Annotated in this window: 19 protein-coding genes, 2 tRNA genes and 1 pseudogene; 16 read left to right on the forward strand and 6 right to left on the reverse strand. The window is 73.4% G+C overall.

Features of this window, described 5'->3' with window-relative positions:
* Positions 1 to 13: 13 nt before the first annotated feature.
* The 3 genes from AC1UE5_RS12255 to AC1UE5_RS12265 are packed head-to-tail and all read right to left on the reverse strand — an operon-like array spanning position 14 to position 2,894.
* The gene (locus tag AC1UE5_RS12255) at positions 14 to 814 is read right to left on the reverse strand and encodes a DeoR/GlpR family DNA-binding transcription regulator (RefSeq protein ID WP_482923635.1); all 801 of its coding nucleotides are present in this window, start codon (positions 812 to 814) and stop codon (positions 14 to 16) included.
* Positions 814 to 1,458, reverse strand: coding sequence for a histidine phosphatase family protein (locus AC1UE5_RS12260; protein ID WP_482923637.1), 645 nt, complete (start codon positions 1,456 to 1,458; stop codon positions 814 to 816). The genes AC1UE5_RS12255 and AC1UE5_RS12260 overlap by 1 nt, the downstream gene beginning before the upstream one ends.
* A complete protein-coding gene (locus AC1UE5_RS12265; RefSeq protein WP_482923639.1) occupies positions 1,455 to 2,894 on the reverse strand; it encodes an FGGY-family carbohydrate kinase in 1,440 nt (479 codons plus the stop codon). The genes AC1UE5_RS12260 and AC1UE5_RS12265 overlap by 4 nt, the downstream gene beginning before the upstream one ends.
* Before the next feature lie 118 nt (positions 2,895 to 3,012).
* On the opposite strand from AC1UE5_RS12265, the gene AC1UE5_RS12270 reads away from it, so the two are divergent.
* Genes AC1UE5_RS12270 through AC1UE5_RS12295 form a run of 6 tightly spaced genes read left to right on the forward strand, consistent with a single transcriptional unit; the run spans position 3,013 to position 13,592 of the window.
* Entirely contained in the window at positions 3,013 to 5,649 is a 2,637-nt protein-coding gene (locus AC1UE5_RS12270) for a glycoside hydrolase family 78 protein (protein ID WP_482923641.1), read from the forward strand.
* 3 nt (positions 5,650 to 5,652) lie between these two features.
* Entirely contained in the window at positions 5,653 to 6,975 is a 1,323-nt protein-coding gene (locus tag AC1UE5_RS12275) for an extracellular solute-binding protein (RefSeq protein ID WP_482923643.1), read from the forward strand.
* On the forward strand, positions 6,972 to 7,931 hold the full coding sequence (locus AC1UE5_RS12280; protein WP_482923645.1) for a carbohydrate ABC transporter permease: 960 nt from the start codon (positions 6,972 to 6,974) through the stop codon (positions 7,929 to 7,931). Before AC1UE5_RS12275 ends, AC1UE5_RS12280 begins: the two co-directional genes overlap by 4 nt.
* Before the next feature lie 44 nt (positions 7,932 to 7,975).
* Positions 7,976 to 8,758: a carbohydrate ABC transporter permease gene (locus tag AC1UE5_RS12285; RefSeq protein ID WP_482924239.1), complete on the forward strand. Its 783-nt coding sequence runs from the start codon at positions 7,976 to 7,978 to the stop codon at positions 8,756 to 8,758.
* Positions 8,755 to 12,444 (forward strand): hypothetical protein, encoded by a 3,690-nt coding sequence (locus tag AC1UE5_RS12290; protein ID WP_482923647.1) that lies wholly within the window; start codon positions 8,755 to 8,757, stop codon positions 12,442 to 12,444. The genes AC1UE5_RS12285 and AC1UE5_RS12290 overlap by 4 nt, the downstream gene beginning before the upstream one ends.
* On the forward strand, positions 12,441 to 13,592 hold the full coding sequence (locus AC1UE5_RS12295; protein WP_482923649.1) for an ABC transporter ATP-binding protein: 1,152 nt from the start codon (positions 12,441 to 12,443) through the stop codon (positions 13,590 to 13,592). Before AC1UE5_RS12290 ends, AC1UE5_RS12295 begins: the two co-directional genes overlap by 4 nt.
* Here the strand turns inward: AC1UE5_RS12295 and AC1UE5_RS12300 are convergent.
* The gene (locus AC1UE5_RS12300) at positions 13,589 to 14,275 is read right to left on the reverse strand and encodes a helix-turn-helix domain-containing protein (RefSeq protein ID WP_482923651.1); all 687 of its coding nucleotides are present in this window, start codon (positions 14,273 to 14,275) and stop codon (positions 13,589 to 13,591) included. The two genes, AC1UE5_RS12295 and AC1UE5_RS12300, sit on opposite strands and share 4 nt — an antisense overlap.
* Positions 14,276 to 14,334: 59 nt before the next feature.
* Here AC1UE5_RS12300 and AC1UE5_RS12305 point away from each other — a divergent pair.
* Positions 14,335 to 14,407: transfer RNA gene (locus AC1UE5_RS12305), tRNA-Glu, on the forward strand.
* A gap of 2 nt (positions 14,408 to 14,409) precedes the next feature.
* Here the strand turns inward: AC1UE5_RS12305 and AC1UE5_RS12310 are convergent.
* Together AC1UE5_RS12310 and AC1UE5_RS12315 are read right to left on the reverse strand one after the other, a co-directional pair.
* Positions 14,410 to 15,153: an SDR family oxidoreductase gene (locus AC1UE5_RS12310; protein WP_482923653.1), complete on the reverse strand. Its 744-nt coding sequence runs from the start codon at positions 15,151 to 15,153 to the stop codon at positions 14,410 to 14,412.
* Positions 15,153 to 15,608, reverse strand: coding sequence for a type II toxin-antitoxin system RatA family toxin (locus AC1UE5_RS12315; protein WP_482923655.1), 456 nt, complete (start codon positions 15,606 to 15,608; stop codon positions 15,153 to 15,155). Before AC1UE5_RS12315 ends, AC1UE5_RS12310 begins: the two co-directional genes overlap by 1 nt.
* A 50-nt stretch (positions 15,609 to 15,658) precedes the next feature.
* Between AC1UE5_RS12315 and AC1UE5_RS12320 the strand changes: the two genes are divergently transcribed.
* The 9 genes and pseudogenes from AC1UE5_RS12320 (at position 15,659) to AC1UE5_RS12360 (ending at position 21,886) form a co-directional block, all read left to right on the forward strand.
* Positions 15,659 to 15,732: transfer RNA gene (locus tag AC1UE5_RS12320), tRNA-Val, on the forward strand.
* A 445-nt stretch (positions 15,733 to 16,177) separates the two neighbouring features.
* Positions 16,178 to 16,555, forward strand: a complete 378-nt coding sequence (locus AC1UE5_RS12325; RefSeq protein ID WP_482923657.1) for a hypothetical protein — start codon at positions 16,178 to 16,180, stop codon at positions 16,553 to 16,555.
* 230 nt (positions 16,556 to 16,785) lie between these two features.
* Positions 16,786 to 17,214: a LamG domain-containing protein gene (locus AC1UE5_RS12330; RefSeq protein ID WP_482923659.1), complete on the forward strand. Its 429-nt coding sequence runs from the start codon at positions 16,786 to 16,788 to the stop codon at positions 17,212 to 17,214.
* Between the two features lie 536 nt (positions 17,215 to 17,750).
* Positions 17,751 to 18,200, forward strand: a complete 450-nt coding sequence (locus AC1UE5_RS12335; RefSeq protein ID WP_482923661.1) for a hypothetical protein — start codon at positions 17,751 to 17,753, stop codon at positions 18,198 to 18,200.
* A 47-nt stretch (positions 18,201 to 18,247) separates the two neighbouring features.
* Positions 18,248 to 18,562, forward strand: a complete 315-nt coding sequence (locus AC1UE5_RS12340; RefSeq protein WP_482923663.1) for a hypothetical protein — start codon at positions 18,248 to 18,250, stop codon at positions 18,560 to 18,562.
* A 472-nt stretch (positions 18,563 to 19,034) separates the two neighbouring features.
* Positions 19,035 to 19,373: pseudogene (locus AC1UE5_RS12345) on the forward strand (LamG-like jellyroll fold domain-containing protein); the annotation flags it as partial.
* Positions 19,374 to 19,423: 50 nt separating this feature from the next.
* A complete protein-coding gene (locus AC1UE5_RS12350) occupies positions 19,424 to 20,494 on the forward strand; it encodes a LamG domain-containing protein (protein WP_482923665.1) in 1,071 nt (356 codons plus the stop codon).
* 33 nt (positions 20,495 to 20,527) lie between these two features.
* The gene (locus tag AC1UE5_RS12355) at positions 20,528 to 21,340 is read left to right on the forward strand and encodes an arylamine N-acetyltransferase family protein (RefSeq protein WP_482923667.1); all 813 of its coding nucleotides are present in this window, start codon (positions 20,528 to 20,530) and stop codon (positions 21,338 to 21,340) included.
* A 63-nt stretch (positions 21,341 to 21,403) separates the two neighbouring features.
* Positions 21,404 to 21,886: a DUF2247 family protein gene (locus AC1UE5_RS12360; protein WP_482923669.1), complete on the forward strand. Its 483-nt coding sequence runs from the start codon at positions 21,404 to 21,406 to the stop codon at positions 21,884 to 21,886.
* Positions 21,887 to 21,931: the final 45 nt, after the last annotated feature.

Genomic DNA, 21,931 nt, shown 5'->3' on the forward strand with positions numbered 1-21,931 from the left:
TGAAATTGTGAAATCAGGCTGAGATGACCGCGGCCGGCGCGACCTCGACCGGCACGTGGTGCTCGCGCAGCCGCTCCAGCGCCGCCGCGGGCACGCCCTCGTCCACCACGACGAGGTCGAACAGCGACAGCTCCGCGACGCGATGCAGCGCCGTCCGGTCGAGCTTCGTGTGGTCGATGAGCAGCACCCGCTTGCGCGCGGCCCGCAGCATCGCCCGCTTCACCAGGACGATCTCCTGCTCCTGGTGGAACGCGAACCGCTCCGACACCGCGGACGTCGAGACGAGCACGATGTCGGTGCTCATCGCCTCGATGGCGTCGACGCAGGCGACGCCGAGGAACGAGTCGTGCGACGCGTGGTACTCGCCGCCCAGCGCGAGGAGGCGGATGCCCGGCTGGTCGGTCAGCAGCTTGATCGCCTCGAGGTAGTTCGTCACGACGGTCAGCGGCCCGACCTCGTGCAGCCGCCGCGCGACGGCCAGGGCGGTCGTCGAGTCGTCGAGCATCACCGACATCCCGGGCTCGAGCAGCCCGAGCACGTGCGCGGCGATCGCGTCCTTCTCCGGCTGGTTCGCCGACAGCCGGTACGCGATGTTGCTCTCGAAGACCGTCGACGGCAGCGCCGTCGCGCCCCCGCGGTACTTGCGCACCAGTCCCTGGCGCTCGAGCTCGTCGAGGTCGCGGTGCACGGTCATGACGCTGACGTCGAACCGCGCGGCGAGATCCGCCACGGTCGCCGAGCCGCCGCGCATGACGTGCTCCGCCATGGCCTGCCGCCGCGTGTCCGCGCTCGATCCCTTCCGTGGCCCGCTCATCAGCGCGGATCGTATGCGCTCGGGGAGCGCACCTTCGCAAGCGGGACGTTCAACGCGACGAGGCCGACCGCGCGGGAGCCGACGTGCAGCTCGGTGATCGCGCCGTGGTTCAGCGCCGGCAGCCGTCGCCGGTACTCGCGCAGCGGGATGCCGAGCAGCTTGCAGAGCGCGAGGCGCAGGATCGTGTTGTGCGCGACCACGAGCACGCGCCCGCCGGGGTGCGCCGCCGCGGCCTCGCGCAACCCCTCGCTCACCCGCGCCACCGCGGCGCGCGGGTCCTCGCCGCCGGGCAGCGGGCACGCCGCCGGGTCGATCTCGAACCGGCGCACGTCGTCGGCGAACGCCGCCCGCATCTCGTCCTTCGTCAGCCCTTCGCCGCGGCCGAAGTCGATCTCGCGCAGCCGGTCGTCGAGCTGCAGCGGCACCCCCGCGGCGGCCGCCGCACCGGCGCTCGTCTCGCGCGCCCGCAGCAGCGGCGAGGACCACACCGCGTCGAGCGCGGCACCGGCCGCCCACGCGGTCAGCTCGACCGCCTGCGCGCGGCCCTGCTCGTCGAGCGGCACGTCGCTCGAGCCCGTGTAGCGGCCCTGCGCGCTCCAGGCCGTCCGGCCGTGGCGGGAGAGCAGCAGCGTCGTGGCGGTCATGCGGGGGACAGCGCCCCCGCGGCGAGCTCGGGCGCGATGTACTCGCGCTGCAGCAGCCCGTCGACCAGCCGCTCGAAGGCCTCGTCGAACGGCGCGACGCGATCGGCGCGCGGCTCGATCCGCTCCCCCGGCGGGACCATCCGCGCCGCGGTCTCCTGCAGCGTCCCGCCGTCCATCGCCGCCAGCACGGCCATCCCGACCGCGGCCTCGGGGTGGCGCGGCAGCTCGACCGGCCGCCCGAGCACGTCGGCGCGCAGCTGGCACCAGTAGCGGCTCTTCGTCGCGCCGCCGGTGAGCGCGAGCGGCTCGGTGATCGGCGCGCCCAGCAGCGCGAGCGCGCTCAGGCTCAGCCGCTCGACGAACGCGACGCCCTGCAGCAGCGCGGCGTACTGCTCCTCCCGCGACCCCGCCGCGCCGAGCGTGAACGCCTCGGCGTCGGGCCGGTAGAAGGGGAACCGCTCGCCGCGCGCGGTCAGCGGGTACGTCACCGCGCCGGCCGGCTCGTACGCGCCCGCGGCCACGTCCAGCGACGCCAGCTCGTCGCGCGGGAAGACCGCGTCGAGCGCGGCGGCGCCGATGTTCGACGCCCCGCCCGGCAGCCAGCCGCCGTCGGGGTGGCGGTGCGAGTACACCGCGCCGTGCGGGTCGCGCAGCAGCTCCTCGCTGACCGCCTTGAGCACGAGCGTCGTGCCGAGCACGGAGACGCCCTGCCCCGGCGCCAGCGCGCCCGCGGCGATCTGCCCGGCGCAGCCGTCGGTCATCCCGGCGACGAGGGTTGCCCCGGCGGGCAGGCCGGTCGCCTTCGCCGCGGCGGCAGCGAGGCGACCGACCGGCCGGCCGGGGGCGACGACGTCGGGCAGCTGGGCGGAGGAGGTGCCCAGCTGCGCCAGCGTCTCGTCCGGCCAGCGGCCGGAGACGACGTCGTAGCCGGTCTTGAGGGCGTGGCTCGCGTCGGTCGCGGTGGGGGTGCCCGCCAGCCGGGCGAGCACGAAGTCGGCGGAGTGCAGGAACCGGCCGTCGCGCGCGCCGGGCACGTGCTCGAGCAGCCAGAGGATCTTCGGGAGCGCCCACGAGCCCTGCACCCGGAGCGCGTTGCGGGCCCACACCTCGGCGCCGGCGTCGGCGACGCGTTCGACGTGCTCGGCGCCGCGCGCGTCGTCGTACATCAGCGCGGGAGCGAGCGGGCGCCCGGCGGCGTCGGTGGCGACGATGGTCCCGGACGTCGAGCAGATCGCCAGCGCGCGGACGCCGCTCGCGTCCGCGCGGGCGGTCGCCTCCGCGCAGGCCGCGACGGTCGCCAGCCACCACGCGGCCGCGTCCTGCTCGTGCCGGCGGCCCGGCCCGCGCGTGCTGCGCAGCGGCGCCGCGCCATGGGCGACCGGCGTCCCCGCCTCGTCGACGAGCGTGACGCGCACGCCCTGGGTCCCGATGTCCACGCCGGCGTACGCGGCCCGTCCGGGCGTCGTCGCCGCCCGTGTGGATCCCGTCCTTGACACCTCGTCGGTGTGGTCCATATTCTCAAGATCACAGCAGATGGCGATAGATATCTCAAACATGGTGAGATGTTCGTCCCTCCGCTGCGAAGACCGGGTCACGCCGCTCGCCATCGACGAGCCGCAGCCACGCCTTTCCTGGCGGGTGGACCCGGCGCGCGGCGGGGCGACCCCGGTGGCGTTCCGCGTCGTCGTCGACGGCACGTGGGACTCCGGCCGCATCGCGGACTCCTCCGCGCTGGCGGCCGTGTACGCCGGCCCTCCGCTCGCTCCCCGGACCCGCTACGGCTGGAGCGTCACGGTGGAGGATGACACCGGCGCCACGGAGACGTCCCGCTCGTGGTTCGAGACCGGCCAGCAGACCACCGACGCGTGGAGCGCCGCGTGGATCGGCCTCGATCCCGACGCCGTCCCGGTCGTCGACCCGCCCGAGGAGGGCGTGGTCGCGATCCCCGCGTACGGACTGGAGCCGTGCCCGCGGCTGCGCCGCACGTTCTCCCTCGCCGCCAGGCCCGTCGCCGCACGCGTGTACGCGAGCGCGCGCGGGCTGTACGCGCTGCACGTCAACGGCGCCAAGGTCGGCGACGCCGAGCTGGCGCCCGGCTGGACCGACTACCGCCACCGCGTCCAGTACCAGGCCTACGACGTCACGGATCTGCTCCAGGCCGGCGAGAACGTGCTCGCGGCGGAGATCGCGGACGGCTGGTTCAGCGGCTTCGTCGGGTTCGACGCGCGTCAGGCGGGCGGGCACTACGGGCGCGCGCCGCAGCTGATCGCCGAGCTGCACGTCGAGCACGCGGACGGGACGCGCGAGGTGATCGCCACCGACGGCGCCTGGCGCACCACCCGCGGCCCGCGCGTCTACGCCGACCTCCTGATGGGCGAGTGCCTCGACGCGCGCGCCGAGCAGCCCGGCTGGGACCGTCCCGGCTTCGGCGACGCCGCCTGGACGCCCGCGACCGTCCTCGACACCGACACCAGCCTCCTCGTCGCCCAGCCCGACGAGCCGGTCCGCGCGCTGCACGAGCTGCCCGCGCGCACGGTCGTGCGCCTCGACCGCCACACGCACCTCGTCGACCTCGGTCAGAACTTCGCCGGCCGCGTGCGCATCACGGTCCGCGGCGCGCAGCGGGGCGCCACGATCACCCTGCGCCACGCGGAGACGCTCGACGAGGACGGCCGGCTCTACACGGCCAACCTCCGCACGGCGGCGGCGACCGACGTGCTGATCGCCAGCGGCGCGGACACCGAGACGTTCGAGCCGCGCTTCACCTTCCACGGCTTCCGCTACGTCGAGGTCCACGGGCTCGCCGAGCTGGAGCCGGGCGACGTCACCGGGATCGTCCTCCACAGCGACACGCCGCGGGCCGGCGTGCTGCGCACCTCCGACGAGGAGCTCAACCGGCTCCAGCACGCGATCGCCTGGGGCCAGCGCTCGAACTTCCTCAGCGTCCCGACCGACTGCCCGCAGCGCGACGAGCGCCTGGGCTGGACGGCCGACGCGCAGGTCTTCCTCCCCACCGCGTGCCTCAACGCCGACGTCGCCGCGTTCTTCACGAAGTGGCTGGCGGACGTCCGCGACGCGCAGCGGCCCGACGGCGCGTTCTCCAACGTCGCGCCGCGTCTGGCCGGCGTCGCCGACGAGCCCGCGCCGGGCTGGGGCGACGCGGGCGTGCTGATCCCGTGGCACCTGTACCGGACGTACGGCGACGACCGCGTGCTCGCGCGGGCGCTGCCGAGCATGTGCGCGTGGGTCGACTACCTCGAGCGCCACAACCCGGATCTCGTGTGGCGCCACAGGGTCGGCCCGCACTTCGGCGACTGGCTCGCCGAGCCGTACGCGCGCGTGCCGCGCGAGGTGCTCGCGACGGCCTACTTCGCGCACAGCGCCGAGCTGACCGCGCGGTCGGCGGAGGCGCTGGGCAAGCGCGACATCGCGCACCACTACGCCACGCTCGCCGCGCGCATCCGCACCACGTTCACCGATACGTTCGTCGACGCCGACGGCCGCGTGCAGGGCGAGACCCAGACCGGCTACCTGCTCGCGCTCGCGTACGACCTGCTCCCGCCGGAGCTGCGCACCAAGGCCGCCGCGCACCTCGCCGCCGAGGTCGAGCAGCGCGGCCACCTGACGACGGGCTTCATGGGCGTCGCGCTGCTCACGCCGGTGCTCGACGCGATCGGCCGCGACGACCTCGCGCACCGGCTGCTGGCGCGCGTCGCGCCGCCGTCGTGGCGCCACCAGCTGCGCCACGGCGCGACGACGATCTGGGAGCGGTGGGACGGCTACACGCCCGAGCGCGGCTTCCAGGCGCCGGCGATGAACTCGCTGAACCACTACGCCCTCGGCTCCGTGGGCGAGTGGCTCTACCGCGGCCTGGCCGGCATCGACCAGGCCCCGGACTCGGTCGCCTACCGCCGCATCGTCATCCGGCCCCGGCCGGGCGACCTGGCGTGGGCCGAGGCGACGTACGAGTCGGTCCGGGGGCGGATCGCGGTGCGGTGGGAGCGCTCGGACGGCGAGCTGCGGCTCGACGTCGAGATCCCGCCCGGCGCGACCGCCGCCGTCCACGTGCCAGGACACGACGGGCCGCCGCACGAGGTCGGCAGCGGCCGGCACAGCTTCACGGCAGACGACCCCGCCAGGACGGCGGGAGCCACACGCGGCACAGGCGCCGCGACCACGAGGAGAGGATGAGGGATGGGTGACTGGGAGAGGCTGCTCGAAGACGGGCGCACCAGCCGCGCGCAGTTCCTGAAGGTGCTGGGCGGCGCGTCGCTGATGGCGCTGCCGGGAGTCGCCGCCGCGTGCGGCGGCAGCGCGAACTCGGGCGGTGGCGGCGCCGACGGCGCCGCGTCTCTGCGGATGATCGGCGTGGCGGACCAGAAGATCCCGCTCGACGAGATGATCAAGCTGTACGCCAAGGCGTCGCCGGACACGAAGATCAACGCGTCCTACGCGCCGACCGACCAGGTCCAGACGTCGGTCCGCACGCAGCTCGGCGCCGGCAACGCGCCGGACGTGCACGTCGTCTACCCCGGCGACGGCAGCTCGATGTCGATGGCCCAGATCGCGAAGGCCGGCCTGCTCGAGGACCTCTCCGGCCAGGCGTGGACGAAGCTCATCCCGGCCTCGTTCCAGCCCGCCTTCCAGAAGGACGGCAAGACCTACATCTACTCCGCCGGCTCCACCGTCATCGGCGCGATCTACAACAAGAAGGTCTTCCGGCAGGCGGGCGTCGAGCCGCCGACGACGTGGTCGGAGCTGCTCGACGTGTGCGAGAAGATCAAGGCGAAGGGCAAGGTCCCGATCGCGCTCGGCGCCCAGACGCCGTGGGTCACGCAGCTGATCAACTACGCGCTCGTCCCGTCGACGGTCTACGCGAAGACGCCGGACTTCGACGACCAGCAGCTCGCCGGCAAGGCGACGTTCGCGGACTCGGGCTGGGTCGAGGCGATGGAGAAGTACCTCGAGCTGCAGAAGCGCGGGTTCTTCAACAAGAACGTCAACGGCACGACGTTCGAGCAGCAGACGTCGATGGTCGCGAGCGGCAAGGCCGCGATGGCCATCCAGGTCTCCGCGGTGCTCGCCGGCTTCCGCGAGGCGGCCAAGACCCCCGACGACCTGTCGATGTTCCCGTTCCCCGGCACCGACCCGGCGGACCAGGTCCGCATCCCCGCGGGCGTCGTCGTCGGGCTCGGCGTCAACGCGAAGGGCAAGAACGTGGAGGCCGCGAAGGCGTTCACCGAGTTCCTCGGCAAGCAGGAGAACATCAACAAGTGGGCCGAGGCGATCGCCGCGGTGCCGCTGAAGATCGACTCCGCGTCGAAGATCGACCCGGCGCTGGACAGCTTCCTGCCGTTCATCAACGACGATCGCGCGAACCCGTTCATGGATCAGCGCTGGCCGAACGCCGAGGTGCAGCCCACGCACTTCGCGGTCGTCCAGGAGCTGCTCGGCGGCAAGACCGACGTGCAGGGCGCGTTGAAGAAGATGGACGAGGCGTACCAGAAGGCCTTGTGAGCGGCCGCGTCGAGAACGTCTCCGCCGCCACGCCGGCGGCGACCAAGGCGGCGCGCCCCTGGGCGCGCCGCCGGCGCGGCTCGGGCGCGAGCGCGCCGCCCCGGCTCTTCATCGTGCCGGCGCTGCTCGTGTACGCGCTCGTCGTGCTGTACCCGAGCCTTGCCGGGATCGTCTACGCGTTCACCGACTGGAGCGGCATCGGCGAGGGCGCGAAGTTCACGGGGCTGGAGAACTTCACCGACCTGGTGAAGGACGACCGCGCGCTGGGGGCGCTGAAGAACACGCTCCTGCTGACGGTCGCGATCGTCGTGGTGCAGAACGGCATCGGGCTGCTGCTGGCGCTCGGCGTCCACGCCCGCATCCGGACGCGCGGGCTGCTGCGGGTGATCTTCTTCGCGCCGGTCGTCGTCAGCCCGGTGATGGTCGCGTTCCTGTGGAAGTACGTCTACAACCCGGCGCCGGACGCGGGCCTCAACGCGGTTCTCGGCTGGTTCGGGCTGGACTCGCTGCAGCAGGACTGGCTGGGCGACCCGTCGATCGCGCTGTGGGCGATCGCCGCGATGGTGGTGTGGCAGTTCGCCGGCTACTCGATGGTGATCTTCCTCGCCGGCCTGGAGGGCGTCCCGAAGGAGCTGCACGAGGCCGCGATGCTCGACGGCGCCGGGCCGGTGAAGCGCTTCTGGTACGTCACGCGGCCGCTGCTCGGACCCGCGATCACGGTCAACGTGATGCTCTCGACGATCGGCGGCCTCAAGCTGTTCGACCAGGTCTTCGCCGCCACCAACGGCGGCCCCGGCTACTCGACCGAGACGCTGTCCACGGTCCTCTACAAGCAGGCGTTCGTCTACGGCGAGCTCGGCTACAGCACGGCGATCGCGCTCGTGCTCGCGCTGTTCGTCGCGGCCGTCTCGCTCGTCCAGATCCGCTACCTGCGTGCGCGTGAGGTGACGCTGTGAGCCATCTGCGCTACGGCCGGAGCACGTTCGTGCTCGAGCTGGTGATGATCGCCGCGGCGATCGGCTTCCTGTTCCCCGTCTACGCGCTCGTGACGCTGTCGCTCAAGGACGGCGAGCAGATCGCGAACGCTCCGCTGTCGCTGCCCGACCCGCCGACGCTGGGGAACTTCTCGGACGCGTGGCAGTCCGCGTCGCTCGGTGCGGCGCTGGTCAACTCGACGATCATCACGACGGTCAGCGTGCTGCTGCTGATCGCGATCGGGTCGGTGGCGGCGTACTACCTGGCGCGGCGGGCGACGAAGCTCAGCTACGGGCTGTACGTCCTGTTCCTGCTCGGCATCGTGCTGCCGTTCCAGCTGGGGATGATCCCGCTGTACAAGCTCGTCAGCGACGCGGGGCTGCTCGGCGGCTACGAGGCGATCATCGTCTTCTACACCGGCATCCAGCTGCCGTTCACGGTCTTCCTCTACACCGGCTTCATCCGCGCGCTGCCCGGCGACTACGCGGACGCGGCGCAGATCGACGGGGCGAACCACTTCCAGGCGTTCACGAAGGTGGTCTTCCCGCTGCTGCGGCCGGTGACGGGCACGGTGCTGATCCTCAACGCCGTGTTCATCTGGAACGACTTCTTCACGCCGCTGCTGTACCTGGGCGGCTCGGGGAGCGAGACCGTGCCGGTGCGCGTGTTCGCGTTCGTCGGCCAGTACGTCTCGGACTACGGGCTCGTGTTCGCGGGCCTGGTGCTCGGCGCACTGCCGATCATCGTGCTCTTCCTGATCCTCCAGCGGTTCGTCATCCGCGGCTTCGCCTCCGGGCTGAAGGGATGAACGGGCTTCCCCCGGAGCTCGCGGCGGCGCTCGACGCGCCGCCGCGGGACTTCCTGCCCACGGCCATCTGGTGGTGGAGCGGGGAGTCGCTCACGCGCGCGCGGCTGCGGTGGCAGCTGGAGCGGCTGGTCGAGGGCGGCGTGCCGAACCTCGTCGTGCTCAACCTCGCGCCCTCCGGGCCGCTGTTCGGCTCTGACGCGGACGACCCGGCGTTCCTGAGCGAGGCGTGGTGGGAGCTGCTGGAGGGGGTGTGCGACGACGCCGAGGAGCTGGGCGCGCGGCTGTGGTTCTACGACCAGCTCGGGTTCAGCGGGGCCGACCTGCAGGCGCGGCTGGTCGATGCGTCGCCGGCGTTCGCGGGGCGGCGGCTCGGGCGCGTGCGTCTCGGTGATGCGCTGCCTTCCGGTGCGGTGGAGCTGGCGGTGACCGGCGGGTGGCGCGTGTTCCACCAGCCGTGGGGGTTCGACTACCTCTCGGGTGCCGCGTGCGCGGCGCTGCTGGACGGCGTGCACGGGGAGTTCGCGCGGCGGCTGGGATCGCGGCTGGGCGGCGTGATCGCGGGGTCGTTCCAGGACGAGCTGCCGGCGCTGCCGACGTGGGCGACGGGGTTCGAGGAGCTGTTCGCGGAGCGGTACGGCTACTCGCTCGTCGAGCGCGTGCTGGCGCTGTGGGGCGACGACGACGGCGGACCGGATGCGTGGCGCGTGCGCCGCGACTACCACGCGCTGCGCGCGGCGCTGGCCGAGGACGCGTTCTTCCGCCCGCTCGCGGAGTGGCACGAGCGCCACGGGCTGCTCGTCGGCTGCGACCAGCAGGACCCCGCGCGCGGCGGGAGGCCGGTCGACGGCGTGCGGCTCTACGCGGACTACGCGCGGACGCACCGCTGGTTCTCGGCGCCGGGCTCGGACCACCACGGCGACGCGCGGCTGCACAGCTCGCTCGCGCACCTCTACGGGCGCGAGCGCGTGTGGATCGAGGCGTTCCACTCCAGCGGCTGGGGCGGGACGCTCGAGGAGACCTTCGACTGGCTCCTGCCGTGGCTGCGCGCGGGCGCGACGTTGTACGACCCGCACGCGGTCTACGCGACGACGAAGCAGGGCTGGTGGGAGTGGGCGCCGCCGTCGACCGACTGGCGGCAGCCGTACTGGCGCCACCATCGCGTGTTCGCCGAGGCCGTCGCGCGGCTGTGCGCGGCGCTGTCGCTGGGCGACCACGTGTGCGACGTCGCGGTGCTCTTCCCGACGGCGACGGCGCAGGCCGGCACGTCGCTGGACGGCGTGGACGACGCGGCGCGCCGCGCGCAGGACACGTACGTCGAGCTGACCGGGGACATGGCCTGGTTCCACACCGTCCCGGGGACGCTCGACGAGCTCGGGCTGGACGCGGACGTGCTCGACGACGACTCGGCCGCGCGGGCGGTGGTGGGCGACGACGGCCGGCTGCGGGTCGCGGGCGAGGCGTACCGCGCGGTCGTGCTGCCGGCGTGCACGGTGCTCGAGGGCGCGACCGCGCGGCGGCTGGTGGAGCTGCTCGATGCGGGCGGCGAGGTCGTCTGCGTGGGTGCGTTGCCGGAGCGCGGCGTGGGTGACGCGGACGCGGATGCCGCGGTGGCTGCGCTGCGCGCGCGCCTCGGTGCGCCGGTCACCGACCTCGCCGCCGCCCTCGCGGGCGTGCGCCCGCGGGTCACCGCGCCGGTGCCGCCGCTCGTGCGGTCGGTCGACGGGGCGCTGCTCGTCTTCCTCACCGCGACCTTCCCGCGCGCGAGCGACGTCGCGGTCGGCGCGCCCGACGAGCGCGGGGCGGACCTCGGGTGGCTCGACGTGACGTGCGACTTCGACCCGGCGCGGTACGCGCGCGAGATGCGGGTGCGCATCCGGGACGTCGACGGGCCGGTGCTGCGCGTGGGCGCGTTCGACGGGGAGCCGGTCGCGCTGGCATGCGAGCCGGTGGAGGACGGCGTCGAGGTCGTCGTGCCGTTCGACGACGGGCCGGCGGCGCTGCTCGTGATCCCGGACGCTGTCGGGGCCTCGCCGCCTCCGCCCGCGGCCGCGGGCGCCCCGCCCGCGGAACCCTTCACGCCCGTCGACCTCGGGACCACGTGGACGGCCGAGCTCGTCCCGACGCTCGACGACGCCTGGGGCGACTTCGGCGGCCCGCGCGCGGACGTCGAACGGTGGGCGGTCGGCGGCGAGCACGCGACGTTCGGCGTCCACGCCGAGTGGCGGGCGGCGGGGGAGGAGGCGTGGCGGCCGCTCGCGTTCTCCACCACGCGCGGCATCCACAAGGACCCGATCCACCGCCCGACGCTCGGCCCCAAGGGCCGCGTGCCCGAGGAGCTGTTCGACCTCGGCGACGTCGCGGCGGGCGCCACCGTCACCGTCCGCACCGCGCTGCGGCTGCCGGCGGACGCGGCCGGCGCCCCCGGGCTCCACCTCGCCGTCGGCGCGCCGGCGGCCAAGCGCGTCCGGCTCGACGGCGCGGACGTCGCGCTCGACGACCGCGGCTACCTCGCGCTCGCACCGGTCGCGCTGGGCGCCGGCCCGCACCTGCTGGACATCGACCTGACGCCCGACGAGGCGCTGACGCTGCGCGGCTACGTGGCGGTCGTCCGCGACCCCGCGCGCTTCCTGCGGCCCGAGTGGATCGGCGGCGGCACGACGCTCTCGACAATCGTCGCGCTCGACGAGGTCCCCGAGGACGCCGCGCTGCAGGTCGCCGCGGCGGCCCGCGCGGTCGTGCGCGTCAACGGCGTCGAGGCCGGGCGGCAGGGCGGGTTCGAGCCGTACGAGGTGCAGGGCTGGTCGCGCGTGCGGCGCTACGACGTCCGCGCGCTCCTGCGGCCCGGCGCCAACACCGTCGCCATCGAGGTCGAGGGCGGCGCGGTGCTCGTGGACGGGCTCGTCGCGTCCGGCCCGGAGTGGCGCGCCGACGGCGGGCCGTGCGTCGTGCGCCGCCGCCAGGACGGCGACCCGGCCGCGCTCCACCTCCCCCCGCGGCCGCACCCGCTGCCAGGCGCGACGTGGCTCGACGGGGTCGACGACGGGACGGTCGTGCCGGTCGTGCTCGCGCGCCCGGACACGACCGCGGGCACCGTCGCGCTCCCGCTCGACCTCCCGCCGGGAACGACGCGGGTGGAGGCGGACGCGCACGGCGACGCGGCGCTCGTGCTCGACGATGGCCGCGCGCTCCCGCTCCCGGCCGACCTGCCGCCCGGCAGCCCACCGCGCGCCGCGACGCTGCGGCTTGCCACCGCGCCCGGCTTCGAGGGCGGCGCGGCGCTCGCCGGCCCGCTCCGCTTCACCGTCGGCGCCGGCCCGGTCGGGCTCGGCGACTGGGAGGAGCAGGGCCTCGCCGAGTACAGCGGCGGCGTCCGCTACCGCACGACGCTGACGCTCGACGGCCCGCCGCCGGCCGGCGCGGTGCTCGACCTCGGGCGCGTCCGCGGGACGGCCGAGGTCACCGTCAACGGGCGCCCGCTCGGCGTCCGCGTCTGCTCGCCCTACGTCGTCGCCGCGGGCGACGCGCTGCGGGCGGGCGCCAACGAGATCGAGATCCTCGTGCTCGGGACCCTCGCGCCGTACCTCGACGCGGTCAGCCCGACGCACTTCGTGTTCGGCGGCCAGCGCGCCACCGGCCTGTTCGGGCCGGTCGTGCTCCGGCCCGGGAAAGGAGCAGCACCAGCATGAGCGGCATCGACCTGCGGGGCGTGTCCAAGCGCTACGCCGACGGCTCGGAGGCGGTCAAGGCGCTCGACCTCGACATCGCCGACGGCGAGTTCATGATCCTCGTCGGGCCGTCCGGCTGCGGCAAGTCGACGACCCTGCGGATGATCGCCGGGCTCGAGGACATCACCGACGGTGAGCTCGTCATCGGCGGCGAGGTGGTCAACGACCGGGCGCCGAAGGACCGCGACATCGCGATGGTCTTCCAGTCGTACGCGCTCTACCCGCACATGACCGTGCGGGAGAACATGGGCTTCGCGCTGAAGCTCGCGAAGGTCGACAAGGGCGAGGTGGAGCGCCGGGTCGTCGACGCGGCGCGCGTGCTCGACCTCTCCGAGCACCTGGACCGCAAGCCCGCGAACCTCTCGGGCGGTCAGCGCCAGCGCGTGGCGATGGGCCGCGCGATCGTGCGCCAGCCGAAGGCCTTCCTGATGGACGAGCCGCTGTCGAACCTCGACGCCAAGCTCCGCGTCCAGATGCGCACGCAGGTCGCGCGGCTCCAGCAGCAGCTCGGGACGACGACGGTCTACGTCACGCACGACCAGACGGAGGCGATGACGCTCGGCGACCGCGTGGCGGTCATGCGCGGCGGGGTGCTGCAGCAGGTCGACACGCCGCAGACGCTCTACGCGCGCCCGGCCAACCTGTTCGTCGCCGGCTTCATCGGGTCCCCCGCGATGAACTTCTTCCCCGCTGCGCTGACGTCCGACGGCGTGCGGCTGCCCTTCGGCGAGGTCGCGCTCCCGGCCGGCGTCCCGGACGGTGCGTCGTCGGGTCGCGTGATCGCGGGCCTGCGTCCCGAGGCGTTCGAGGACGCCGCCCTCGCCGGCGACCGCCCCGGCCACGTCTTCGAGACGCGGATCGACCTCGTCGAGTCCGTCGGCTCCGAGCTCTACGCGTACTTCGCCGCCGCGGAGGTCGCGGAGACCGACGAGCTGCGCGAGCTCGCCGCCGACGCGGGCACGACCGAGGTCCCGGGCGGTGCGCAGGTCGTCGCGCGCCTCAGCGCGGAGAGCCGCGCCACGGCAGGCGCCACCGCCCGCCTCTGGCTCGACCCGGCCAAGCTCCACCTCTTCGACGCCGACACGGGCACCGCGCTCCACCGGTCCTAGTCCAGCCACTCCGGCCGCTCGAACCCGCCGTACGCCTGGACGGCGCCGTAGATCGTCTGGGCGGCGGCGGTCGAGTGCAGCACGAGCCGCCCCGTCCCGTGGAGCAGCACGCGCCCCTTGCGACGTGACGCCGCCGACGGGCGGTTGACGGTGGCCGCCCGCAGGCACGACGGCGGCAGCGCGAGAGCGTCGAGCCAGAACCGCTCGATCTCGTCCAGCTCCAGCCCGTTCCCGAGGAAGCAGTTCACGGAGAACGCGAGCTGCTCGTCGGACGCCTCGAAGCACTCGCGGAGGAACCGCGCGAACAGCCGCATCATCTCCACGTCGCTGTTCGAGAACACGACGGCGTTGCGGCGCTTCGCGCCCTCCGCCCAGTGGAGCATGCACCCGGTGAGGAACAACGGGTCGTCGCCGGCCTCCGCGCGGGCGCGGCCTTCCGCCTGCCACCGCTCGCGCGCCGCACGTGCACGCGCTGCAGTGCTCGCCGCGCCGCGCGCCCTGCCGTCGTAGCGCGGATCGCGTGCGCGAAGGGCGGCGGCCTGCTCGCCGGAGAGCGGAACGTCGCGGACCCACGCGGACACCGACGAGACCGAGACGCCGAGCCGCCGGGCGATCGTCCTGACGGACTCACCTTCCTCCTGCCGGAGGCGCCGGGCCTCTGCTCGCTCGACCGGTTTGGACACGAACACATGTTCGCATGCGTGGCGGACGGCAGCGCACCACCTAAGCTTGGTGGTCACAGGCCCCCATGGTCTAGTGGTTAGGACGCCGCCCTTTCAAGGCGGAGATCGCGGGTTCGAGCCCCGCTGGGGGTACTTCAGATCGACCGGGTGAGCCCGCCGTCGACCAGCAGCGCGACGCCCGTGACGTAGCTCGCGCGCGCGGAGCAGAGGAAGGTGGCTGCGGCGGCGAGCTCGGGGATCGTGCCGAGGCGGGCCGCGGGGACCTCGGTGCGCGCCTTCGTCTCCGCGACTTCGAGCGAGCCGTGGGTGGTGGCGAGGCGATCGGTCGCGATGCGGCCGGGCAGGACGGAGTTGACCGTGACGCCGTCCGCGGCGACCTCGCTCGCCAGCGTCTTCCACGCCGCGAGCGTCGCTGCGCGGTGCGTCTGGGAGAGCATGAGGTTGGGGATCGGCTCGCGGACGGCGGTCGAGACGACGTTCACGACGCGACCCCAGCCGCGCTCCCGCATCCCGGGCAGCACCGCCTCGACGAGCGCCATCGGGTGGAGGACGAGCGCGCGGTACGCGGCCTCCCAGTCGTCGCGCGCGAAGCCGAGCGGGTCGGGGTTCGTGGGCGGGCCGCCGGTGTTGACGACGAGCACATCGAGCGGGCCGCCGAGCGCCCGCTCGACGTCCGCGACCAGCCCGGCCGCGCCGTCGACGTCGTCGGACGAGTGCGCGAAGCCCGGGACGCCCAGCTCCGCGGCGGTGTCGCCGGGGGCGCGCGACGAGATCGCCACCTGCGCGCCCTCGGCCAGCAGCTCCTCCGCGATCCCCCGCCCGAGCCCGCGCGACGCGCCCGTGACGAGCGCCCGCCGGCCGGCCAGCCCGAGGTCCATCAGCCGGCCGCGACGCCGAGCCGCGCCGCCAGCTCGCGCGGGCGGCCGGCGACGAGGATCTCCGTCAGCCGCTCCTCCACCGGCCCGCGGATGAGCATCCCGAGCATCCGCCCCGGGTCGCCCTCCATCCGGTAGACGGCACGCGTGCGGCCGCCGCCGAGGTCGGTCAGCTCCCACGACCCGTCGACCGACTTGAGGTCGCCCTTCTCCTGCCGCCACGCGACCCGCCGCGGCGCGTCGTAGGTGAACGCCATCGTCGAGCGGATCGTCCGCACCTTCGCGTCGCTGACGGTCTCCGCGCGCACCACGCGCCCGTCCCCGTCGCGCGCCAGCACGTCGACCGCCTCGAGCCCGTCCTGCCACTCGGGCGAGCGCTCGACCGCCTCGACCACCGCCCACACGTCCGCGATCGGCGCGTCGAGCTCGATCGACGCCTCACCACCCAGCTTGCCCATGCGCCTGATCCAAGCACGTGCGCGGCCGAGCAGTAGCCTGACCGGCCGAAGGGCGGCTAGCTCAGCTGGTCAGAGCGCACGCCTTACAAGCGTGAGGTCCCCGGTTCGAGCCCGGGGCCGCCCATCGCCCCGCGGTCCTCGCTTCCGTCAGGCGCCTCCGCGCGCGCGGGCGCGCAAGAGCGGAGACCGGAGCGGGACGGAGGAATAGTTCGGCCCGGCTCCGGCCTCCATGTCCTGCTTCGGCCGAAGCTGCGGCGGTGACGAGCCGCCGCTGACTCCCAGGATCATCGCCCGTTCTCGTTCGCAGTCAGAGCGGAAACGCGCCAACTCGTGACGGCGCTCGAACACGGCGCTTAACGAGTGCTCTCCGCTCAAGGATCACCGGCGAACCGGCACGGCGTTGAGTTCACCACCGACGTCCCGCCGCGCGACTTCGGCCCTCCGGGTCGGGGCCAGGTCGAGTGGCGACCCTCGAAGCACCCCGGCGTGACCGAACGTACCATTGACGGGGTCGACTGGGCATGCGTTCCGATCAACGTCAGCAAGTGCCAATGAGTTCCGTCGGTCTCGTGCAGGTGCCGCAGGCGCAATGGCCTCGGCTCGAGGTCTCGATGGAGGAGGCGGCGGTCCTGAGTGACCTCGCTGACGTCGTCGAGCGGCTCGGGTTGGTGTGGGAGGACGAGCCACCAGGCACGACGGCTTCGCCGACGAAGGTGATCCTCCTGAGAAGTCCTGTCGGCCGGCTGATGGTCGAGTTCCCGTATCTCCTGCCGGAGCAGGGCTACACCTTGTGGGGGGAGGGCGGAGTGCCGCACGCGGCCGTACGACAGGCCTTTCGCGATGGAACGGGGTTGTCGGTCGACGTCTTTTCGTGGATTCGCGAGGGCGACCGGTGGTACGCGCTGCACGGTGGTGGAGATCGGGACGAGGGATCCCGGCGCGCTTGACGGACGCGCCGGTGGCCCAAGGAGAGAGGACGGAGGAACGATGCTGGATGCGCTGGGATCGCGGGCATGACGCCTGCTGACCTCCACGGCGGTGGCCGTGGCGGTTGTCGGTGGGGTTGCCGTGGGTGACGCCCACGCGACTTAGGCGCGCCGCTGCTCGCGTTCGGGTTCGACGAGGGGCAGGGGTCGGTCGCACGCGACACTCGCCGTACGACACGCACCGGCGCGCAGTGGAGCAGGTCGGGCGGCACGGTGGTGCGCTGCAGTTCGGCGCGGACGACCAGGTCGTCGTCCCGAACGCGTCCGAGTTCGAGCTCGAGCACATCACGATCTCGGCGTGGGTCCGGCCGTCGCGCGGCAACGCGTGGAAGGCGGTGCTCACGCGGCGCGCCGACGACTACGGCAGCGACGGCATCGCGTACGGGCTGTGGAGCAGCACCGACTGGGCGAACAGCTCGGTCATCGCGCAGGCGCGCTGGGACGCGGCGTGGGGCGGCTCGCCGCTCCCGCTCAACCAGTGGTCCCACGTCGCCGCGACGCACGACGGCACGTTCTGGCGGATCTACGTCAACGGCACCTCTACGGCACCGCGAAAATGGACCACCGAGGGCCGCTTCGGCAAGGCCATCCGCATCGAGCGCGGGGCCAGGTCGTGGTGAACGCCCCGGACTCGCTCGACGCCGCGACCATCACGGCCTCCGCGTGGGTCAAGCCGCGTGTGGCAACGCCGTACCAGTCGCTCCTGCGGCGCGATCAGGCGCTCGGCGAGGTCGCCTGGCAGACCTACACGACCAATAGCACCACAGCGAGTGCGCCCTTCGGTCACGTCGATCCGACCCCGACCTCGGTCGGCGGCGAGGTCTGGATGAGCGCATCGGCGGCTCGCAATGGGACGGCGAGGCGTTGCAGGGCATCGTCGACGAGGTGCGCTTCTCCGACGAGTCGCTGAGCGGCGCGAAGATCGCCGCAGACCGCGACACGCCGATCCCGCGCGCGAAGGACCGCCCAGGCGACGGCGACGGTGAGGGCGAGCCGCCCGCCGATGGTGGCCTGCAGGTCCCGGTCACCCCGCCGACGCCGCTGCCGGCGCCCGCGGCCGTCGGCGCCGCGCCGCCCGCCGCGGCGACGACCGCGGCCGCGAGCACCCGGTCCGCGGAGCAGGACGAGCTCCTGGGAACTCAGACGAGCCCTGAACGTGCACCCCGGCGATGCCGTGCTCCGCGCGGATGGCTCCTGGGCCCGCGTCGCGGCGGTGGAGCGGTACAGCAGCGCTGGTGCCCGGGTCTACAACATGACCGTCGGCACCGCGCACACGTACTACGCGGGCGCGGAACCGGTCCTCGTCCACAACGCCGGTGCCTGCCCGCGCGCCCCGGACTTCATCGCTCCGGAGAGCGGTCCCGCAATCGTCGTGCCCAGGGGAGCGTCAGGTCCGACGCCACCGGCGTCAGGGACTGGGATGATCTACAGCGGCGGGAGCGGCGGACATGGCCTGGACGAGCGCGTAACTAGGGTCCGGATCATGGATGAAGGCAAGGGCCACAAGCGGCGTCTCAGCTACGGAAATGCGAGCGACCAGAAGGTCGATCCGTACACGGGGCGGACCATCAGCAAGAAGAACCCGTGGGCGCACGAGGGATGGTGACGACCGCGCGACACCCCGACGATCTGCCCGGGTGGGAGCTGGCGGCCGTGGCGTTCGTGCGCGACTACGTCGAGCTGTGGTTCGACGGGCCGGTCCTTCGGCTGTATTCCGATCCGCGCGTGACGGGACCTGACGTCGGCGTGAGGTTCCCTGAACCGGGCTCGCGAGACGCGCTGTGCGAACTCATCGGGCACACGGTCGAAAGCGTCAGCATCGGTGACGACGGACTTTCGATGGCGCTCGACCATGGGTGGATGCTGTTCGTCGACTTCACGGAAGAGCGGCGCGCTGGCGTCGATGCCGCGGAGTTCATTCCGATCGTGGAAGGGCAGGTCCAAAGCACGGGGATGGTTACGTGGTGAGCTCGAGCGGCGGCGTTCCGAACGTGACGGTGGACGCACTGCTGCTCGGGGTCGCCGACGGTGTCCCAGAGCTCATGAAGCTGCGCGGAGACCCGTGGGCTCCGGTGCTGTTCCTGGCGTCCGGGTCGTGGCAGCCTGATACCCGCATCGTTCGGTACGAGCGCGCTGTGGATGAAGGCGGAAACCCACCGGCTCCCGGATGGGCTGGCTCGATCGGCCGCGTTCGCCGGACGCGTACGGCGAGCCGGTGGCGATAGGGCGTATGCGACTCCCTGGACGTGCGAAGCCAGCGAGTAGGACGAGCCTGAGAACAACCGACCGGCGCGCTTGACGGACACGCCGGTGGCACAAGGAGAGAGGACGGAGGAACGATGCTGGATGCGCTGGGATCGCGGGCACGACGCCTGCTGACCTCGACGGCGGTGGCCGTGGCGGTCGTCGGTGGGGTTGCCGTGGGTGACGCCCACGCGACTTGGGCGCGCCGCTGCTCGCGTTCGGGTTCGACGAGGGGCAGGGGTCGGTCCCACGCGACAGCTCGCCGTACGACAACGACGGGGCGGTCACAGGCGCGCAGTGGAGCGAGGTCGGGCGGCACGGCGGTGCGCTGCAGTTCGGCGGGGACGACCAGGTCCTCGTCCCGAACGCGTCCGAGTTCGACCTCGAGCACATCACGATCTCGGCGTGGGTCCGGCCGTCGCGCGGCAACGCGTGGAAGGCGGTGCTCACGCGGCGTGCCGACGACTTCGGCAGCGACGGCATCGCGTACGGGCTGTGGAGCAGCACGGACTGGGACAACAGCTCGGTGATCGCGCAGGCGCGGTGGGACGCCGCCTGGGGCACCTCGCCGCTCCCGCTCAACCAGTGGTCGCACGCTTCGAAGGGCTCATCGACGAGGTCCGCGTGTACGGCCGCGCGCTGTCGGTCGAGGAGATCGGGCGCGACCGCGACACGCGCGTCGGCACGCCGATCGGCGGCGTGGAGCCCGAGCCCGCGATGGCGCTCTCGCTGGAGGACGGCGCCGGCGGCGTCGCGAACGACTCGTCGACCTACGGGAACCCCGGCTACCTCTACGGCACCGCGAAGTGGACCACCGAGGGCCGCTTCGGCAAGGGCATCCGCATCGAGGGCGAGGGCCAGGTCGTGGTGAACGACTCGGACTCGCTCGACGCCGCGACCTTCACGGCCTCCGCGTGGGTCAAGCCGCGTGTGGCGACGCCGTACCAGTCGCTCTTCCAGCGCGATCAGGCGCTCGGCGAGGTCGCCTGGCAGACCTACACGACCAACAACACCACAGGGAGTGCGCCGTTCGGTCACGTCGATCCGACCCCGACCTCGGTCGGCGGCGAGGTCTGGATGAGCGCGCCGAGCTCGGCCGTGCTGCCGCTGGGGCAGTGGAGCCACATCGCGTACGTGGTCGACGGCACGAACCAGCGGCTGTACGTCAACGGCGCGCAGGTCGTCAGCGCGGCGGCTCCCGCGGCGCCGATCGCGACCGGTCCGCTCCGCATCGGCGGCTCGCAGTGGGACGGCGAGGCGTTCCAGGGCATCGTCGACGAGGTGCGCTTCTACGACGAGCCGCTGACCGGCGCGAAGATCGCCGCAGACCGCGACACGCCGATCCCGCGCGCGAAGGACCGCCCAGGCGACGGCGACGGTGAGGGCGAGCCGCCCGCCGATGGTGGCCTGCAGGTCCCCGTCACCCCGCCGACGCCGCAGCCGGCGCCCGCGGCCGTCGGCGCCGCGCCGCCCGCCGCGGCGACGACCACGGCCGCGAGCACCCGGCCCGCGGCGAAGCAGGCCGCGAAGAAGAAGGCCGCGAAGCGCAAGGCCGCCAAGCGCTGCGTCGTCCGCAAGAAGGGCAAGAAGCGCGTGACCGTGTGCGCGAAGGCCAAGCGCTCGACCAAGAAGGCGGCCGCGAAGACGCGCCGCTGACCCGGCCGGCGCGCCGGTGCGAGAATGGCCGTCGTGGACGACGCCACGACGGCCAAGCTCCTGCGCCACATCGGGCTCGACCCGACCGCACCCCCGCCGCCGACGCGCGAGGGGCTGCTGGCGGTCCATCGCGCGTACCTGGAGACCGTGCCGTACGAGGCGCTCGCGGTGCAGCTCGGGGAGACGGAGAAGCTCGACCCCCAGCAGCTCGCCCATCGCATCCTCTCCGGCCGCGGCGGCTACTGCTTCGAGGTCAACTGCGTCCTGCACGCGCTGCTCGCCCGCCTCGGGTTCGACGTCGCGATGCACCAGGCACGCGTCGACCCGCCCGGCCCGACGAACCACATGGCGCTCGTCGTCACGCACCCGGACGGCAGCCGCGACATCGCCGACGCGGGGCTCGGGGAGGGGTCGCTCGATCCCGTCCCGCTCGCCCCCGGGACCTACGGCGACCCGTTCGCCTGGCAGGTGGAGGAGCGCGCGGACGCGTGGTGGGTGGCGAGCCACGAGTGGTGCTCGTTCACCGGCTTCGTCATGCAGCGCACCACCAGCGTGCTGACCGACTTCGACCCGCACCACGCGCGCCTGGCGACCGACCCCGAGTCGAGCTTCGTCAAGACGCTCGTCGTCCAGCGCCCCGGCGACACCACGATCACGAGCCTGCGCGCGCGGACGCTCACGGTCGTCGGACCGGCGGGCAAGGAGAAGCGCCTTCTCGCCGACGCGGACGACCTCGACACGACGCTGCGGGCGGTCTTCGGCGTCACGCTCGACGCGCCCCGGCTGCAGCGCCTGTGGGCCGCGGCGACGCGCCAGCACGAGGACTTCCTCCAAAACGCGGCGTAACCGGCGCGCGCGCCAGCTTCACCGGTCAGTATCCGGCGCGGCCCATGGGGAGGGGCCGGCAGGGTGCAGCTCACCGCACGGATACCGCTCGACTTCATCGAAGCCCACGCCGGCACGCTCACGTGGCGGGAGCTCGCGTTCGGCTACGACGCGGGCTTCATCGACCGGCACGCGCTGACGGCGGCGATGGCGACGCAGCGCCGGCGCTCGAAGGGCGCGCGCGTGATCGACCTCAAGGCGTTCGCACGCGGCAAGGACCACCCGCGCGCGAAGCTCGAGCGGCTCGCCCGCAAGGAGCCCGAGCAGCTCTTCGAGCTGATCCGCGACAAGTGGCTCTTCCTCGTCCTCGCGTGGCTCTACGAGCACCGCGCCGAGCGCGCCGATCCGCTGCGCGACGTCGAGCAGGTCTACGCCGCGTTCGACTACCCGGAGACGATGTCCGGCTTCGTCCCCTACCTGCCGGGGCCGGACGGCGAGCACCGCGACGTCCTCGCGACGTGGCGGGCCTTCCTGCACGCGCGCCAGGTCGAGTACGGAACCGCCTGAGCCGGCCGACTTAACGAGGCATGGCGACCTCGCCGGCCCGACTCG

Source organism: Parviterribacter multiflagellatus, from assembly GCF_056863265.1.

Excerpts from the sequence above, each read along its gene's own strand:
- AC1UE5_RS12290 (WP_482923647.1), top strand. The coding sequence starts at position 8,755 with ATGAACGGGCTTCCCCCGGAGCTCGCGGCGGCGCTCGACGCGCCGCCG.
- AC1UE5_RS12275 (WP_482923643.1), top strand. The coding sequence starts at position 5,653 with ATGGGTGACTGGGAGAGGCTGCTCGAAGACGGGCGCACCAGCCGCGCG.
- AC1UE5_RS12255 (WP_482923635.1), bottom strand. The coding sequence starts at position 814 with ATGAGCGGGCCACGGAAGGGATCGAGCGCGGACACGCGGCGGCAGGCC.
- AC1UE5_RS12270 (WP_482923641.1), top strand. The coding sequence starts at position 3,013 with ATGGTGAGATGTTCGTCCCTCCGCTGCGAAGACCGGGTCACGCCGCTC.
- AC1UE5_RS12260 (WP_482923637.1), bottom strand. The coding sequence starts at position 1,458 with ATGACCGCCACGACGCTGCTGCTCTCCCGCCACGGCCGGACGGCCTGG.
- AC1UE5_RS12315 (WP_482923655.1), bottom strand. The coding sequence starts at position 15,608 with ATGGGCAAGCTGGGTGGTGAGGCGTCGATCGAGCTCGACGCGCCGATC.
- AC1UE5_RS12295 (WP_482923649.1), top strand. The coding sequence starts at position 12,441 with ATGAGCGGCATCGACCTGCGGGGCGTGTCCAAGCGCTACGCCGACGGC.
- AC1UE5_RS12310 (WP_482923653.1), bottom strand. The coding sequence starts at position 15,153 with ATGGACCTCGGGCTGGCCGGCCGGCGGGCGCTCGTCACGGGCGCGTCG.
- AC1UE5_RS12285 (WP_482924239.1), top strand. The coding sequence starts at position 7,976 with ATGATCGCCGCGGCGATCGGCTTCCTGTTCCCCGTCTACGCGCTCGTG.